The organism is Carboxydocella sp. ULO1 (assembly GCF_002049255.1).
Classification (GTDB): domain Bacteria; phylum Bacillota.
On the sequence record NZ_BDLQ01000031.1, the window covers coordinates 11,851 to 28,183 of the forward strand.

A 16,333-nucleotide genomic window follows, 5' to 3' on the forward strand; every position below is an offset into this window, starting at 1 on the left:
GCATGTCCAGAAGTAGATAAGAACTTTTGGACAAATGCCCCTTTTTATATTTTTATCTTAAAAAAGATAGCATTACTGCGATTATAGCAGCTGATGTTCAGTCCTCTGGATAATCTCATTCTGCAAAGCTTCACTGAGGTCACAAAAATAGTCACTATAACCGGCCACCCGCACAATCAGATCCCGGTAGCGTTCCGGCTGGCGCTGCGCTTCTCGCAACGTGGCGGCACTGACCACATTAAACTGAATGTGATGCCCTTTGAGACGGAAATAGGCGCGAATCAGGGCCATCAGCTTATGAATACCTTCTTCTGTTTGCAACAGGCCAGGGGTGAATTTCTGGTTCAAGAGAGTACCACCGGTGCGAAGATGGTCCATTTTGGCGGCAGACTTGATCACAGCCGTGGGGCCAAAGCGGTCAGCCCCCTGCACAGGGGAAATCCCCTCGGATTGGGGTTCGCCTGCCCGCCGTCCATCGGGGGTAGCGCCGGTGACTGCCCCGAAGTAGACATGACAGGTAGTGGGCAGGAGATTGATGTGGTAGGTTGCCCCCCGGACCGATTTGCGTCCTTCAATTGCCTGGTAGTAGGCTTCAAATACTTCCTGCATGATGGAATCGGCAAAATCATCATCATTGCCGTATTTGTGAGTTTTGTTCAGCAAGAGCTGGCGCAAATCCTCCTGCCCCCGGAAATTATGGCGGAGGGCGGTGAGCAATTGTTCCATCGTAATGGTACCATCGAGAAAAACATGTTTTTTAATAGCTGCCAGGCTGTCGGTAAGGGTAGCTATGCCTACTCCCTGGATATAGTTGGTGTTATAACGGGCTCCCCCGGCATTATAGTCTCTGGCATTGGCGATGCAATCATCTATTATAATGGACAGAAAGGGAGCGGGCATGTATTCACCATAGAGTTTTTCGATGATCTGATTTCCTCGTAATTTTATCTCCAGGAAATGATGGAGCTGTTGTTTATAAGCCTGGAACAGTTCTTCATAGCTGGTAAAGGTAGTGGGGTCGCCGGTTTTCGGCCCCAGCTGCTTGCCAGTGCGAGGATCGAGGCCGTTGTTGAGGGTGATTTCCAGTATCTTAACCAGGTTAAAGTAGCCCGTAAGCCAGTAGGCTTCTTTACCGAAAGCTCCGGCTTCCACACAGCCGCTGGTACCACCGCAGCGGGCATCTACCAGAGATTTGCCCTGGCGTACCAGCTCAGCGACGACGGCATCGGCATTAAAGACCGAGGGCTGGCCCCAGCCTTTGGCGATGATCTGACAGGCCCGTTTCAGGAAGTCATCGGGGTTTTTCTGGCTGAGCTGGATATTGGAGCTGGGCTGCAGCAGGCGCATTTCATCGATGACATCCAGGATAAGGTAAGTAACCTCATTGACTCCATCTTCGCCCTCAGCAGTCAAGCCGCCGCAATTGATATTGGCAAAATCGGTGTAGGTGGCACTTTCCTGCAGGGTAATACCTACTTTAGGAGGAGCAGGCTGGTTATTGAATTTGACCCAGAAGCATTGCAGCAGTTCCTTGGCTCGTTCCGGAGTCAGGGTGCCTGCTGCTATTTCTTTTTGATAAAAAGGATAGAGATGCTGATCCAGTCGTCCGGGATTAAAGGCATCCCAGATATTGAGTTCGGTGATGACACCGAGATGGACAAACCAGTAAGCCTGCAGGGCTTCCCAGAAGGTGGAGGGAGCTTGAGCCGGGACTTTGCGGCAGATGGCAGCGATTTGTTCCAGCTCCTGGCGGCGCCGGGGGTTGGGTTCACTGGTTGCCAGCTGCAGGGCTTTTTCTGCATGGCGTTCGGCGTAGCGGATAATAGCGCGGGCGCAAATGGCCATTGCCCTAAGTTCCTCCTGTTTCCGATAGGCTTCGGGGTCATGGAGGTAATCAACCTGTTGTAATTGCTGTTCAATCTCCCGCAGAAAATCAAGAAAGCCTTTGCGGAAGACTTTGTCATCCCCGGCGGTATGGCCGGGAGCCCGTTGCTCCATGAATTCCGTAAATATCCCGGCTTCATAGCAATCAAGCCATTCCTGGCTCATCCGGGCAAAAATGCGGTCCCGCATGGAGCGGCCCTGCCAGTAGGGGATGATTTTTTCCGCTTGAATACGTTTTTCTTTGTCACTGACCCGGAAGAAGATTTTTTCCCGGCTGTCAATGATGGTGAAATCCTCCAGAGTATGACAGCAGAGCTCGGGGTAGGTGGGGGTGGCTTTGGGGGCCGGGCCTCGTTCGCCTACAATTAGTTCATCTTCGCCAATGTAGATGGTTTTGCGCTCCATCAGGGCCTGAAAAACCAGAGCCCGCAGGACCGGGATGGAAACCTTGCCGGAGTATTGCTGGTAAACCTCGGTTACGATTTCGGCCCGTTCAGTAGAAAGGGTAGGGATGGCTTCCAGGCTTTGCTGGCGGAGTTTGGCAACCCGTTCATTCACTGTACTCAACCTCCAATCTGTATCTGCTCACAGTAGGGTTTTAAGGCTTCTGCTATCGCCTGCATTTGTTCAGGGGAAGGTTCGGGAGTGCCTTCCAGTGGATAGGGTTGGCCCAGACGGCGGTATTTGTCCTGCGCCAGAGCGTGGTAGGGTAACAGATTTATCTGTTTCACCTGCCCCAGTTCCTGCAAATGACTCTGTAATAAAGTGATTTGTTCATCAGTATCAGTGATACCGGGAATGATGGGAAGGCGCAGGAAAAAGTTTTTTTTCTGTTGTACCAGCCATTTGAGATTGCTTAGAATAAGCTGGTTGGACACTCCCGTAAAATATCGATGTTTCTCCTCAGCCAGCAGCTTGAGATCATACAGAAAGAGGTCGGTGTAAGGGGCGATTGCTTCCAGACTGGCCAGAGGTGCGTAGCCACTGGTATCTACAGCAGTGTGGAGGGCCTGTTTACGACAGGTTTGCAACAGGGCCAGAAGAAAGTCAGGTTGGGCCAGGGGTTCGCCGCCGGAAAAGGTCACTCCTCCCCCGGATTCCTCATAGAAAACCCGGTCCTGGTTAATGGTGTCCATGACTTCGGATACAGTAACCCGGCGTCCTACCATCTTCCGGGCCAGGGTCGGGCAAGCAGTAGCACAATGACCACAGTGCTGGCAAAGAGAGCGTTCCCTGGTAGCCTGGTGAGGGCAGGCGAATTGGCAACGCCCACAACCAATACAGCGCCGGGTAGCAAGCAACAGCCGGGGGTGAAAACTCTGGCTTTCAGGATTATGACACCACTGGCAACGCAGGGGACAGCCGAGGAAAAAGACGGTAGTCCGGATGCCGGGGCCATCCTGCAGGGAAAATTTCTGGATATTGAAAATCAGGCCGGATTTCATCTTATCACCTCAAATGGATATATAAGCAAAAAAGATGCCGACTGCAGACCGGGCTAAAAACAAGCCCCCGTACCAAAAATGGTACAGGGGCTGTCCCAACTATGGGATTACGTCTCGTCTTTGGGACGCAGGCCGTATTTTTTCAGTTTATTGTGCAGGGTTTGTTTAGGAAGGCCCAGTAATTGGGCGGCTCTGGTTAGCTGGTAATCTGTCTGCTGCAAAGCTGATTGCAGCAAACGGATTTCCAGGTCTTGCAGGGCTTGTTTCAAGGGTAAGGGCGGTTGAGTCCAATGAGGCTGGTTTTTGGGTCCGAACAAGCCGGGATGTTCCCGGGGTAAATCGGCCAGAGTAAGCAGGGGACCATCGGCCAGGTTGATTGCGCTTTCAATAACATGCTCCAGTTCCCGTACATTTCCGGGCCAGTTATGCTGCCAGAACAGCTCCAGGACTTCTGATGCTAGGCCCGTGATCTTTTTTCTTAATTTTTGCCGGTATTTTTGCAGAAAATGCTGGGCAAGTAAAGGAATATCTTCTTGCCGTTCCCGCAGAGGAGGTAAATGAAAGAAAATCACATTCAAGCGGTAATAGAGGTCCTGGCGCAGCCGTTTTTCCTCTAATAACTTGAGGGGATGTTCATTGCTGGCGGCAATTACGCGCACATTAACGGTACGGGTCCTGGTGTCACCGAGACGCCGGACTACGCCATCCTGGAGTACCCGCAGGAGCTTGGCCTGTAGCTCTCGATCTAGAGAGTTGATCTCATCCAGAAAGAGGGTACCGCCATCGGCCAGTTCAAAGAGACCGGGACGGTCTTTGGCCCCGGTAAAACTGCCGGCACAAGTGCCAAAGAGCAGGGATTCCAGCAGTGAGGGTGGCAGAGCAGCGCAATTCTGAGCAATAAAGGCATGGCGCTGCCGTTCTGGACAGGCGTTATGGATAGCCTGCACCAACAATTCCTTGCCAGTCCCGGTTTCACCGTATATGAGAATTGGCGAGGGACTGCAGGCCACCTTGCGGGCCCGGTGGAGGATATCCTGCAGAATCGGGTTCCTGGTAATAATATCGGCAAAAGTGTAGCGGGTACCATTACCCCGAGCAGGGTCAGTTTTTTTGTGACTTGCCAGTTCTTTTTGCAGGGCTAGAATTTTTTCCGATAGCTGGACTACCTGGGTCAGATCTTTAAAGATTTCTACCGCTCCCACCAGTTGGCCGTTTTCAAACATAGGGATGGTAGAAGTGACAGTGGCTACCTGCTTGCCCTGGTAATTGGTATAATGCTGGACATGGTTGAGCAAAGGCTGACGCTGGCGCAGGACATAGTAAAAGGTACTGGTTTCCTCGGTGAGGCCTGGAAAGACGTCCAAAATATTTTTCCCAATAGCTGCTGCCGGGTCTATTCCACCGATATTGGTGGCAGGTTCGTTATAAAAAATGATATTGGCTTTAGTATCAGTAACAATGATTCCTTCATCCAGATTAGCCAGGATTATATCCAATAGATGTTTGTAATCCACCCCTATATCCCCCTTTGCTGGCTGTATGGGTGAACAAATTCTCCATAGCCGGGGGAAAGTCCTTTTTTGTTAGGTTAAACTACCAATTAAGGGGATGAGATTATACTATCTCCACTGCTGCTATAATATCCCGTTGTTTAAAGCTATAACCCCTGTGTAAAAAGAAGAGAGGCCATGTGGCCTCTCTTCAGTCATCATGTTCTCCGTCATTCTGTTCTCCATCATTTATACCATCATGGTCATTGTCTTCATCACCATCGAGAACACCATCATGGTCAGTGTCAGGATTTTTAGGATCTTCTTTTAATACAAATTCTCTACCATTGCTGATTTTGTCCCCATCATCATCTTCATCAAAGTCCATAATACCATCATCATCAGAGTCACTATCGATGGGGTTGGAGCCTATGCTAAACTCCTGGGAATTAGAGAGTCTGTCCTTATCAAAATCCTCGTCACCGTCTTTCATACCATCCCCGTCTGAATCAGCTTTCAGCGGGCTGGTATGGATCACAAATTCCTGATAGTTGTTAAGGTTGTCTCGGTCCAGGTCTTCGTTTCTATCTTTAATACCATCTCTGTCACTGTCAGGGTTTAGAGGGTTGGTGTGAACAAGGTATTCCTGAAGGTTCGTCAGTTTGTCATGGTCCAGGTCTTCATTACCATCCTTGATGCCATCCTGGTCGGTATCGGCTTTTACCGGATTCAAGCCCAGGTAAAATTCCTGTTTAACAGTAAGGCCGTCCCGGTCCGGGTCAGTGTTGGCCAAATTTCGATAAATGCTGAGATGATAGCGCAATTCCCAGCTGTCAGGTATACCATTATGGTTTTTGTCTTTGCTTACTTTGGCATTGGCCGGGTTTGGGCCGCTACCAAGAAGGACTAAAGTAGCGAGAGCGATTGGAGCCATGGTAAAAAAGACTTTACGTTTGTTCATAAAGAACCCCTCCTTAATTTAAAATCTTATCCCGAGCAAGCAGTTAAATTAAGGAGGCTCGCCCGGCAGCTGGCTGGCATGGCTGTGCAGCTTTAGCCCCTATAGCTTTGTGTCGCCGCCTTTCGACGGTTTTACTCTTTTCGGTTATCATATTATACGTTTTCAAAAAGTATTTTAGGGGGGTTTCTGGGAATTAAAAAAATTTTTCCTCAGGCGAGAGAGTGCCATATTGGAGAAATGTTATGCCCCTTGTTTAAAACTGAACAATTGTGCTACACTAAAAGAAATCTCATAAAGCAGGAGGTAAAAATCATTGAAAGTAGCGGCAGCAGTGGCAAAAACCTATGATTATATCGAAGTGGAAGCGGGAGTCCAGGAGGTTCTAAACCAGTTTGGTGGCATGGAAACTTTGATTAAGCCGGAGGAGAGGGTGCTCATCAAACCCAATATGCTGGAGGGATTGCCACCGGAGCGAGCAGTAACCACCCATCCGGAAGTAGTAAGAGCGGTAATTCGTCAGGTAAAGAGGGCCGGTGGCATACCTTTAGTCGGAGATAGTCCTGGAATTGGCAGTGGCATGAAGGCGGCGGAAAAAAACGGCATAGCCGGGGTATGCCGGGAAGAAGGAGCGGAATTGCTGGCATTTGCCGAATCAGCGGAGTATTCCTTTCCTGAGGGAAAAGTAATCCGCAAGTTCCATTTGACCGGTGAACTGCAACAGGTGGATAAAGTTATCTCTCTGGCCAAAATGAAGACCCATTCCTTTATGGGCATCACCGGGGCCGTCAAGAATTTGTTTGGCTGCATAGTGGGTCCAGGCAAAGCTCAGTTTCACCTGCGCCTGAAGCGACGGGACGATTTTGCTGCTATGCTGGTTGACCTGGCCCTGCTGGTTAAGCCGGTTTTTTTCCTGGTAGACGGAATTGTTGGGATGGAAGGCAATGGCCCCCGTAATGGTTCGCCTATTCAAGCGGGAGTGATTTTGGGCGGCACTAATGGCTTTGCTGTTGACCTGGTCATGGGTCAGATGATGGGTTTCAACAGTGAGGAATTGCCGGTATCACGGCTGGCTCTGGCCCGGGGGCTGGTACCGGGGTTGAAGAGGATTGAAGTGGTAGGCAGTGGCCGGGAGTTACGCTGGAATTTTCAGCCCCCCTATAACCTGGAGTCTCTGGATGGGCGGGTCCCGCCTTTTCTGGTCCGCTTTTTCCAGAATCAGTTCACCTATCGGCCGGTTATGAATGAAAAGTGTACCGGTTGCAGCCGTTGTGCTCAGCATTGTCCACCGCAAGCCATAAAGATCGAAAATGGGAAAGCGATGGTAGACTATGAGCAATGTATTCGTTGCTATTGTTGCCAGGAACTCTGTCCCTTTGATGCTGTTATTCTGGAACAGGGATTATTGCTCAAACTGTTCGGTCGGAAAAAGTAACCAGATGCCAGTGGCAGGCATATACTAAGACAAGAAGCTTAATCAGAGCAGAAGGGATTATTGGGTCAGCTACAGCTAGCGGTATTTATGGCCTGGCTAAAGCGGCTATTAAAGAACAAACAACCCCGTGAGTACCAGGGCTCACGGGGTTTATTTTATGATCTGCACACGCTTTTGTTTACGCAGCACCAGGCGCCAGTAGATGCCTTCCCAGCCGGTGAGGGAGTGGTCATTAACAATTTGTTTGGACATTAACTCAAAAGGGCTGCGCGCTACCAGTTGTTCTACTTCTGCTTCGGTAAGGCAGCAAAGCTCGGGCAGGCCACAGCCGGGGATATCGGTCCAGAGGGCGGTAAAAACGGCAATTCCACCGGGTTTAAGCACTCTCCAGGCCTCATCTAATACCTGCTGCCGGTTTTCCTCGATGCTTTCTGTAAAAACATGAAGGAGCCCAAAGCTGTAAATGGCATCAAAGGAGAATTCCCGAAAGGGCAGATTAAGGGCATCAGCCACCAGGCACTCGAACTCTGCTTTTAAAGCCAGCCTACCGATAGCTTCAGCATCAATGTCTACAGCTACCACTTGCAGGCCTTGTTCAAAAAAATACAAGCTATCCCGCCCATTGCCACAGCCCAGGTCCAGAACTGGGCCTTTGGTAGCATGGAAAAGGGGAAGAACCCAGCGGGCAGTCTGGCTGGGTGGAGTATTTTGCGCTTTTTCACTGGCAAGCAGAGTATGAAAATCAAAGGCCATGGGCTGGTTGCCTCCTGTAATTAGACATATCCTTATACAATTTACCAGTTTTATGCTAGATAATCAACAGGAAATTTCACGAAAAAATAAAATATGTGTCTGTATTTTATGCAGGGCAAAGAACTTGCATTTTTGCCTAAAATCAGGTATTATAAGGAATGTGTTAGCACTCTATTTAATTGAGTGCTAATAGTACATAAAGAGGAGGTTTCTCAGTGATGATTAAGCCGCTTGGAGACAGAATTGTCATTAAGCCCTTGGCATCGGAAGAAGTAACTGCCAGTGGGATTGTGTTACCCGATACAGCCAAGGAAAAGCCCCAGGAAGGGGAAGTAGTAGCTGTCGGCAATGGCCGTCTGCTGGAAAATGGTGAGCGGATAGCCCCGGAAGTCAAAGTAGGTGACCGGGTGATCTACTCCAAATATGCCGGTACTGAAGTGAAATATGAAGGCGAGGAATATCTCATCCTGAATGAACGGGATATCCTGGCTGTAATCGAATAATAAGGGGGTTTAGCAAGTGGCGAAGCAGATTATTTTCGGTGAAGAAGCCCGTCGGGCTCTGGAACGGGGGGTAAATACCCTGGCTGAAGCTGTGCGGGTAACTCTGGGCCCCAAAGGCCGCAATGTGGTTCTGGAGAAAAAGTTCGGTTCCCCGCTGATTACCAATGACGGGGTTTCCATCGCCCGGGAAATCGAACTGCCCGATCCCTTTGAAAACATGGGTGCCCAGCTGGTCAAGGAAGTAGCGACCAAAACCAATGATGTAGCCGGTGATGGTACCACTACTGCGACTGTGCTGGCCCAGGCCATTATCCGCGAAGGTTTGAAAAACGTGGCTGCTGGTGCCAATCCCATGATCCTGAAAAAGGGGATTGAGAAGGCTGTAGCCGTTGCTGTTGAGGAAATCAAGAAAATGGCCCGTCCGGTGGAAAGTAAAGAAGCTATCGCCCAGGTTGCTTCCATTTCCGCTGCTGATCCGGAAATCGGCAACCTGATCGCTGAAGCCATGGAAAAAGTGGGTAAGGACGGGGTAATCACCGTTGAGGAATCCAAAGGTATCGGTACCACCCTGGATGTTGTGGAAGGGATGAATTTTGACAGGGGTTATATCTCCCCCTATATGGTAACTGATGCCGAGCGTATGGAAGCGGTGCTGAATGATCCCTTTATTCTGATCACTGATAAGAAAATCAGCTCCATTCAGGAAATTCTACCTGTTCTGGAGCAAGTAGTGAAAACTGGTAAGCCTTTGCTGATCATCGCTGAAGATGTGGAAGGGGAAGCCCTGGCTACCCTGGTGGTTAACAAACTGCGGGGCACCTTCAACTGCGTAGCTGTCAAGGCTCCTGGTTTCGGCGACCGCCGCAAGGCTATGCTGGAAGATATCGCTATTTTGACCGGTGGTCAGGTTATCTCCGAAGAACTGGGCCGCAAGCTGGATGCAGCTAACCTGTCCATGCTGGGTCGGGCCCGTCAGGTCAAGGTAACCAAGGAAGAAACCGTGATTGTGGATGGGGCTGGCTCTGCTGAAGAAATTCAGAAGCGGGTGGCCCAGATCCGCAAACAGTGGGAAGATGCTACTTCCGAGTATGACAGGGAAAAACTACAGGAACGGCTGGCCAAACTGGCCGGTGGGGTAGCGGTAATCCAGGTGGGGGCTGCTACTGAAACCGAAATGAAGGAAAAGAAACTGCGCATTGAAGATGCTCTCAATGCTACTCGGGCTGCTGTGGAAGAAGGAATCGTCGCCGGTGGCGGTACCGCTCTGGTGGATGTAATTCCGGCTCTGGCTGCCATTGAGGCTGAAGGCGATGAAGCTACTGGTGTGGCTATCGTCCGTAAGGCCCTGGAAGAGCCTCTGCGTCAGATTGCCAATAACGCCGGTCTGGAAGGCTCCGTAATAGTTGAAAAAGTCAAGAGCATTGATCCTGGTATTGGCTTCAATGCTCTGACCGGTGAATATGTAGATATGATCAGTGCCGGTATCGTGGACCCGGCCAAAGTTACCCGTTCTGCTCTGCAGAATGCTGCCTCCATCGCTGCTATGTTGCTCACCACTGAGTGCCTGGTAGCCGATGAGCCCAAAAAAGAAGAACCGGCCATGCCCGGTGGCGGCATGCCTCCCATGATGTAAGCCAAAAGAAGGCAGGGATAATTCCTGCCTTCTTTTTATGTGTCATCGTCAAGGAAGTTTTTGGCGAACTCAGCCTGGTCCAGCAAAACCAGGGTCTGATATTCATTGACCAGCAGTTTAAGCAATTTTAAAAGCTTATCAATAATTTCTCCCGTTTTCACTGTACGCTCTACAGCTTCATCGATTTCGCTGCGATGGGAGAAGGCGTTGGCGCTGAGCTGATTGGCGGCACTGGCCATAGATGAATAGGCGGAGGCAAGGGTGCCGAGAAAGCTGATGGTTTCCGAGAGCCGCTGTTTGACATACTGTAGAGCAGTTTCGGTTTCCGGGGGAAGCAGATTGCGAAATTGCTGCTCTTCCTGGCTCATGCCGCCATTCCTCCTTTCACCCTCATTTTATGCATGGATGGGAAGAAAAAGAAATATATCTTATAGTAATGGAAGGAGGGATTGGTGTGGAATGTAGCAGATGGGAAGGTCAACTGCGGGAGGTGATGGTGCAGGCAGTCTGTGCCCGCGGTGAGAAAAATCATATTCTGGAGTTTCAGCTCAAGCCCCTGCATCCAGCCAGCAAAGTCCTGGGCTGCTGGGCGGCAGATCATAACTTTTCCGGTTCTATAATTGGCGATACTGTGATTATAAATGGTGATCTGGAGCTGACCGTCTGGTATGCCTATGAGCAAAACCAGAAAACGGAGCTGCTGAGGGAGAGGCTCAACTATCTCTGTGAGATCGAACTGGAGAACCTTACTGGTCGGCTGGAACAGGGGGAAGAATTGCATTTAACTGAGGAAAAAGAACCCCAGGTCAGCTCTTATTATCTGGAGGAAGAAGAGATCAAGGGTGCGGTGGAGATAGGTTTTACCGCTGAAATCATGGGATTGACCAAATTGCGGGTATTAGCTTATCCTGCCGAAGAAGATTAAGAAAAAAGAAGGAAAAAGAAAAAAACTGTCGAAAATACAATTAAGAGAAAGAGAGAAAGTGCAAGTTGTTACGAGGAGGGAATATGATGGACTGGCGCCGGATTGCGCTGGCTGTAACCGTTGGGTTGGGGCTTGTCCTTTTTTTATTTGGTTGTAGTGGGGACAAGCCAAAAAAGGTAACTGAACGACAACCGGCGGCTGTCAGCCAGGAACAATTGAGAGCTTTTGTTACCACTCTCTCCGGGGTAATAAACAAGGAAGCAGAAGGGTATCAGAAGCTGACTGACAGTATCAAGGCCCTGGGATATGGGAAAACAACACCGGCCCAAACCAAACAGGAAGCCGAAAAACTTCTGGCTTTGAACCAGCAGTTGAGGCAGGAACTGGATGGCCTGCAAACCACTACCCGGGAAATGGAGGAAGCGGAAGGCAATATCGCTACCTGTATTTATTTGCGCAATCAGGTAGTAGAGAAATTTGTTCAGCGCCTGGCCAAATCTCCTGCGCCCAAAACCAGTGAACTAAATGGGGTTTTAAAAGAGTTACGGGAGTCAGAAAGTTTTGCTGAAGCTGCCTCCGGCAAGCTGGCTGTTTTGAAGCAACAGGCAGGCATGGAATAAGGGTTTGCGAAAACCGGCTCAAGCTGGTTTTTTTTCTTTCTTCATAGGCATAGACTTTTTTCACCGAATTAGGTTATATTTAAGGCAGGGAGGAATGAAAAATGGCCAAAAATACCCGCAAACAAACCTTATTATCTTTTGCCAAGTTATTTGGGGCTGCGTTACTGGGAGCTATCGGACTGGATCAGGTCAAAGAAGGGCTGGTATTACTGGCAGCGGTGCCGGGGACATCCTGGCCGGAAGCTCTGGTGCGTCTGGTCCTGGGCTCGGCAGCATTGCTGTTTGGGCTTTATGTGATATTGTGTTTTGTTTACCACTATGACAAGGCACGGGGACGGGTCAAAAACAAAATCAAGTTTCTGGAGTAGATGAGAATGGATAAAAAGTTTAAGATCACTGTCTATTCCAAAGAAAATTGTTGCCTATGTGACAAGGCTAAAGCCATTATCGACAGGGTGAAGCGTTACTGGGAACTGGAAGTGGAAGAAGTGGACATCACCATGGATCCGCAGCTGTTTGAGCTGTATAAGGAGAAAATTCCGGTAGTGGCCATTGATGGTGAACCGATATTTTTCGGTAAAATCAGCGAACTCTGGCTCAAGCGGGAACTGGCGAGGAGAGGAGAGTGAGAGCTTTGGAATTGAAACTGGACGAGCTGGCCGGTCTTTGTGAAGGGCTGGACTTGCCTGCCTACTGGGTGGACCGTTATGGTTTTATCCAGTGGGCTACATCTGCTGCCCTGCAGCGTTTAGGCTGGCCGGAAGGGCTCTGGCAGGGACGGCGGATCAGTGAAATGATGCCCCAGAGCCGGATTTTTGAGGTCCTGGCCGGAGGGCAGTCTCTGCGCTGTCGGGAGCTGACCTATATTGGAGAAACAATCCAGATCTCCTATCAACCTTGCTGGCGCGATGGGGAACTGCTGGGAGTCTGGGCGGTGATCGAACAACAGGAAAAAAGCTGTCTGGAACTGGAAGAAGAAGAAATAGGCGCTTCCCGACTCTTAATTCAAATGTATGAAACGCTGCTGGGTGACCTTCTATTAGGGCTGGCGGTAGTGGACAGCAATGGGGTCATCATTACCGTCAACCAGTACTGGGAAAAACTGTTCGGTGTCAATCTGGCTGAAATCCAGGGTATGCCTCTTAAAACCCTTTTTCCCGAAAGTCACATGGGTCAGGTACTGGCTACCGGTCAGCCCCGGATCGGGGAAACCTGGACCAGGGATGATGAAGTCTATTTCCTCTCTGAATTGCCTTTACGTTGCGGTGAATTGATTATTGGCGGCCTGGTCAAACTGGTGCCGGTGGAAAATGTCGAAACCCGGGATCTGGTGGCTCGCTATCAATTGCTGGAACGGAAGCTGCTTTTTTACCAGAGTGAGCTTTCAGCTTTAAAGCATGAGGAAGACCCCTTTGTGGCCATTATTGGCGAAAATCCGCACATGGTGAAAGTTAAGAATATGGCTCGCAAAGTGGCTCGCGGTGATGCTACGGTTCTGATTCTGGGAGAAAGCGGTACCGGAAAAGAGGTTTTCGCCCAGGCCATACATCGGGCCAGTCCCAGGGCTGATCAGCCTTTTATCAGTATCAACTGTGCTGCGATTCCGGAAAATCTGCTGGAAGCTGAGTTGTTTGGTTATGAGGAAGGGGCTTTTACCGGGGCGGTAAAAGGCGGTAAGGCCGGCAAGTTTGAACTGGCTCATGGCGGAACCCTCTTTCTCGATGAAATCGGGGATATGCCGCTGGCCATGCAGGCCAAAATCCTGCGAGCCTTGCAGGAGCGCCAGATTGTCCGCGTAGGCGGACACAAGCCCATTCCTGTGGACGTTCGGCTGATCGCCGCTACCAATCGGGATCTGGTAGCCATGATGCAGGCCGGGGAATTTCGCAGCGACCTTTATTATCGCTTGTCAGTAATAACTTTACAGTTGCCGCCACTGCGGGAGCGGCGGGATGATATTCCGGCCCTGGTTAAGATGTTGATTGAGAAGTTTAACAAAAAGTATCTGACTTCAGTAGAGGGTTATGACAAGGAACTGGAACGATTTTTGCTAAGTTATAGTTGGCCGGGGAATGTGCGACAGCTGGAGAATGTGCTGGAATATGCTTTTAATATGCTGGAACCAGGGCAGAAACTGCTTACTTTGCAGGATTTGCCGGAACAGGTTACCGGGGGTGGACCGCTGGGAGAAAATGACCTGCGCCTGGAAACAGTAGTAGCGCGGGCGGAGAAAAAGGCGATTCTGCAGGCACTGCAGGCAACCAGAGGCAATCGGATGGAAGCGGCCCGGCTACTGGGGATCCAGCGTTCAGCCTTTTATCAGAAGTTGAAGAAATATGGCTTGTCCGGCAAGGAGGAGGACCATGATTAAGCGATTGATGGATGCGGCCAGACAATTGCATAAAAGTACCGGTACCGTGCCGCCCCCGTCAGCGCTGGAAGATATGATGCTGGATTTGACCCGGCGGGCTTTGCATCTGGCGCGCGGTAAAGCCGAGCGCTGGGTATCCACTACCTGCGGGTATTGCTCTACAGGCTGTGGGCTCTTGCTGGGACTGGAAGGGGATACCCCGGTGGCGATCCGTGGTGATGAGGCCTGTGCAACCAACCGGGGCCAGCTCTGCATAAAAGGAGCCTATCAGTGGCGAACTCTCCGGCATCCGGAACGGGCTACCACGCCAATGGTCCGCAAAAACGGACAGCTGGTGCCGGTTTCCTGGGAGGAAGCTTTGCAGGTTGTTGCCGACAAAATACGGGAAGCTATAGCGGAACAAGGGCCGGAAGGAGTAGGTATTTATGGTTCCGGTCAGCTGACCCTGGAGGAGAATTATGCCCTGACCAAACTGGCACGGGGGGTACTGAAAACACCTAATTTTGATTCCAATACCCGACTCTGTATGAGCGGGACAGTACAGGGGTTGATCAAAGTTTTTGGTGCTGATGGGCCACCGGGTTGTTATGAAGATCTGGACCTGGCGGATTGTTTGTTGATTTTCGGTTGTAATCCGGCGGAGATGCATCCACAGCTGTGGCGGCGTATGCTCAAGAACAGACTGGAACGAGGAGCCCGCTTGATAGTAGTTGATCCGCGCCGCACCATTCCAGCACGAGTAGCAGATTTACATTTGCAGCTACGGCCAGGTACTAACATCTATTTGCTAAACGCTATTTTGCATGTACTGTTCCGGGATAATTTAATTAACCGGGAAGAAGTAGCCCGGCTGGCGGTCGGCCTGGAACGGGTAGAAGAAATCGTGAAAAAATATTCTCCAGCAGAAGTGGCTCCCCTTTGCGGGGTGGCGGCAGTGGATATTGAGCAGGTGGCTCGCTGGATTGCTGAAGCCAAGGCAGCTACCACTGTTTTTGTCCAGGGGGTTACTCAAAGTGCTGCCGGGGTGGAGGCTGTTTCCACCATTTGTACTCTTCATTTGCTGACCGGACATATTGGACGCCCGGGAGCGGCGCCTTTTTCCCTGACGGGGCAGGCGGCGGCCATGAGTGCCCGGGAGGTGGGAGCCAGTGGTTTTCTGCCTGGTTACCGCAACTGGCAGAATCCCCGGCATCGCCAGGAAGTGGCTGTTTACTGGGGGATTAAGCCGGAAGAATTACCCGCAGGTACCAATGACATTGGTACCATGCTGGACATGGTAGCCGAGGGCAAACTGAAGGTAATGTGGAATATTGCCACTAACCCGGTGGTTTCCCTGCCCGAGCAGGCAAGGGTTCGGCCTTTGCTGGAAAAAGTATTTCTCATCGTGCAGGATATCTTTTATCCAGTAGAAACCGCGCAGTATGCTGATGTTTTCCTGCCTGCTGCTCAGTGGGGCGAGAAAACCGGTACTTATACCAACTCGGAACGGCGGGTGAACCTGGCGGAACGGGCGGTGAATCCGCCGGGAATGGCCAAAACGGATCTGGAAATCATTCAGCTGGTAGCAAAACGACTGGGAGCTGAAGAGGCTTTTGCCTGGCCGGATCCGGAAGCGGTTTTTGAGGAGTGGAAAGGACTGTCCCGCGGTCGGCCCTGTGATATGAGTGGTATTACCTATGGCTTGATCCGCCAGGAGCGGGGAGTACAATGGCCTTATCCGGCCGGGGGTGTTAGCCAGCAGCGGCTCTATACTGATGGACATTTCTGGACTGATCCGGAACAGAGCCAGAGTTACGGTGATTTTAATCAGGCTGCGGGCAAGGCCTGGCTTTTTGCTACGGATATACCAGGGGAAATTTTGCGTCCAACTGAGGAATATCCTTTCTATCTAAATACCGGCCGGATTATGGAACATTACCATAGCCGGACCAAAACCAAACGCATTCCCGAGATTCAGCAATTAGCGCCAGAACCCTTTCTGGAAATCAATCCGCTGAACGCTCAGTCCCTGGGCATCAAGGAAGGAGAAAAGGTACGGATTGTTTCTCCCTGGGGGACGGCCGTTGCCCGGGCACGCTTGTGTGACACCGTTGCTCCCGGCCAGGTTTTTCTGCCCTTTCACTTCGGAGATGCCGATTACCAGCAACCAACTGCGGGCAACAACTTGATCGGCAATGTAGTTAACCCTCTCAGCCGTCAGCCATTGTTCAAACTGGGAATCTGTCGCCTGGAAAAGTGTCCTGATTAACGGACACTTTTCCGCATTTTTGGACACTTTTTATTCAAGAGGCGGTAGCCAGGTTACAACCGGTAAGT

Annotated in this window: 15 protein-coding genes and 1 riboswitch; of the genes, 9 read left to right on the forward strand and 6 right to left on the reverse strand. The window is 50.6% G+C overall.

Annotation, left to right across the window (positions count from 1 at the left end):
* Nucleotides 1–81: 81 nt before the first annotated feature.
* From hypD to ULO1_RS06080, 4 genes are all read right to left on the reverse strand, one after another.
* The gene (hypD, locus tag ULO1_RS06065; RefSeq protein WP_079933170.1) at nt 82–2,442 is read right to left on the reverse strand and encodes a trans-4-hydroxy-L-proline dehydratase; all 2,361 of its coding nucleotides are present in this window, start codon (nt 2,440–2,442) and stop codon (nt 82–84) included.
* A gap of 5 nt (nt 2,443–2,447) precedes the next feature.
* Nucleotides 2,448–3,329 (reverse strand): glycyl-radical enzyme activating protein, encoded by an 882-nt coding sequence (locus ULO1_RS06070; protein ID WP_079933171.1) that lies wholly within the window; start codon nt 3,327–3,329, stop codon nt 2,448–2,450.
* Nucleotides 3,330–3,436: 107 nt separating this feature from the next.
* The gene (locus ULO1_RS06075) at nt 3,437–4,843 is read right to left on the reverse strand and encodes a sigma-54-dependent Fis family transcriptional regulator (protein ID WP_242947903.1); all 1,407 of its coding nucleotides are present in this window, start codon (nt 4,841–4,843) and stop codon (nt 3,437–3,439) included.
* Between the two features lie 187 nt (nt 4,844–5,030).
* Nucleotides 5,031–5,780: a hypothetical protein gene (locus tag ULO1_RS06080; RefSeq protein WP_079933173.1), complete on the reverse strand. Its 750-nt coding sequence runs from the start codon at nt 5,778–5,780 to the stop codon at nt 5,031–5,033.
* Between the two features lie 61 nt (nt 5,781–5,841).
* A riboswitch (cyclic di-GMP riboswitch) is annotated at nt 5,842–5,926 on the reverse strand.
* Nucleotides 5,927–6,093: 167 nt separating this feature from the next.
* Between ULO1_RS06080 and ULO1_RS06085 the strand changes: the two genes are divergently transcribed.
* The gene (locus ULO1_RS06085) at nt 6,094–7,212 is read left to right on the forward strand and encodes a DUF362 domain-containing protein (RefSeq protein ID WP_079933174.1); all 1,119 of its coding nucleotides are present in this window, start codon (nt 6,094–6,096) and stop codon (nt 7,210–7,212) included.
* Between the two features lie 150 nt (nt 7,213–7,362).
* Here the strand turns inward: ULO1_RS06085 and ULO1_RS06090 are convergent, their stop codons facing one another.
* A complete protein-coding gene (locus ULO1_RS06090; RefSeq protein WP_078665887.1) occupies nt 7,363–7,965 on the reverse strand; it encodes a class I SAM-dependent methyltransferase in 603 nt (200 codons plus the stop codon).
* Nucleotides 7,966–8,183: 218 nt separating this feature from the next.
* Between ULO1_RS06090 and groES the strand changes: the two genes are divergently transcribed.
* On the forward strand, nt 8,184–8,468 hold the full coding sequence (gene groES, locus ULO1_RS06095; RefSeq protein WP_079906344.1) for a co-chaperone GroES: 285 nt from the start codon (nt 8,184–8,186) through the stop codon (nt 8,466–8,468).
* 16 nt (nt 8,469–8,484) lie between these two features.
* Entirely contained in the window at nt 8,485–10,101 is a 1,617-nt protein-coding gene (groL, locus tag ULO1_RS06100) for a chaperonin GroEL (RefSeq protein WP_078665889.1), read from the forward strand.
* 35 nt (nt 10,102–10,136) lie between these two features.
* On the opposite strand, the gene ULO1_RS06105 is transcribed toward groL, so the two are convergent.
* A complete protein-coding gene (locus ULO1_RS06105) occupies nt 10,137–10,469 on the reverse strand; it encodes a hypothetical protein (RefSeq protein ID WP_078665890.1) in 333 nt (110 codons plus the stop codon).
* Between the two features lie 86 nt (nt 10,470–10,555).
* Here ULO1_RS06105 and cotE point away from each other — a divergent pair, with 86 nt between their 5' ends.
* The 6 genes from cotE (at nt 10,556) to ULO1_RS06135 (ending at nt 16,265) form a co-directional block, all read left to right on the forward strand.
* Nucleotides 10,556–11,026, forward strand: a complete 471-nt coding sequence (gene cotE / locus ULO1_RS06110; protein ID WP_159071804.1) for an outer spore coat protein CotE — start codon at nt 10,556–10,558, stop codon at nt 11,024–11,026.
* 86 nt (nt 11,027–11,112) lie between these two features.
* The gene (locus tag ULO1_RS06115; RefSeq protein WP_078665892.1) at nt 11,113–11,646 is read left to right on the forward strand and encodes a hypothetical protein; all 534 of its coding nucleotides are present in this window, start codon (nt 11,113–11,115) and stop codon (nt 11,644–11,646) included.
* A gap of 101 nt (nt 11,647–11,747) precedes the next feature.
* Nucleotides 11,748–12,014 carry a DUF2627 family protein gene (locus ULO1_RS06120; RefSeq protein WP_079933175.1) on the forward strand — a complete coding sequence of 89 codons (267 nt, stop codon included), beginning with the start codon at nt 11,748–11,750 and terminating at the stop codon, nt 12,012–12,014.
* A 6-nt stretch (nt 12,015–12,020) separates the two neighbouring features.
* Nucleotides 12,021–12,275 carry a glutaredoxin family protein gene (locus ULO1_RS06125; RefSeq protein WP_078665894.1) on the forward strand — a complete coding sequence of 85 codons (255 nt, stop codon included), beginning with the start codon at nt 12,021–12,023 and terminating at the stop codon, nt 12,273–12,275.
* Nucleotides 12,272–14,017, forward strand: a complete 1,746-nt coding sequence (locus ULO1_RS06130; protein ID WP_078665895.1) for a sigma 54-interacting transcriptional regulator — start codon at nt 12,272–12,274, stop codon at nt 14,015–14,017. Before ULO1_RS06125 ends, ULO1_RS06130 begins: the two co-directional genes overlap by 4 nt.
* Complete coding sequence (locus tag ULO1_RS06135) at nt 14,010–16,265, forward strand: molybdopterin oxidoreductase family protein (protein WP_200803490.1); 2,256 nt, start codon at nt 14,010–14,012, stop codon at nt 16,263–16,265. Before ULO1_RS06130 ends, ULO1_RS06135 begins: the two co-directional genes overlap by 8 nt.
* Nucleotides 16,266–16,333: the final 68 nt, after the last annotated feature.

Excerpts from the sequence above, each read along its gene's own strand:
- ULO1_RS06070 (WP_079933171.1), bottom strand. The coding sequence starts at position 3,329 with ATGAAATCCGGCCTGATTTTCAATATCCAGAAATTTTCCCTGCAGGAT.
- ULO1_RS06080 (WP_079933173.1), bottom strand. The coding sequence starts at position 5,780 with ATGAACAAACGTAAAGTCTTTTTTACCATGGCTCCAATCGCTCTCGCT.
- ULO1_RS06090 (WP_078665887.1), bottom strand. The coding sequence starts at position 7,965 with ATGGCCTTTGATTTTCATACTCTGCTTGCCAGTGAAAAAGCGCAAAAT.
- groES (WP_079906344.1), top strand. The coding sequence starts at position 8,184 with ATGATTAAGCCGCTTGGAGACAGAATTGTCATTAAGCCCTTGGCATCG.
- ULO1_RS06105 (WP_078665890.1), bottom strand. The coding sequence starts at position 10,469 with ATGAGCCAGGAAGAGCAGCAATTTCGCAATCTGCTTCCCCCGGAAACC.
- ULO1_RS06115 (WP_078665892.1), top strand. The coding sequence starts at position 11,113 with ATGGACTGGCGCCGGATTGCGCTGGCTGTAACCGTTGGGTTGGGGCTT.
- ULO1_RS06120 (WP_079933175.1), top strand. The coding sequence starts at position 11,748 with ATGGCCAAAAATACCCGCAAACAAACCTTATTATCTTTTGCCAAGTTA.
- ULO1_RS06125 (WP_078665894.1), top strand. The coding sequence starts at position 12,021 with ATGGATAAAAAGTTTAAGATCACTGTCTATTCCAAAGAAAATTGTTGC.
- ULO1_RS06135 (WP_200803490.1), top strand. The coding sequence starts at position 14,010 with ATGATTAAGCGATTGATGGATGCGGCCAGACAATTGCATAAAAGTACC.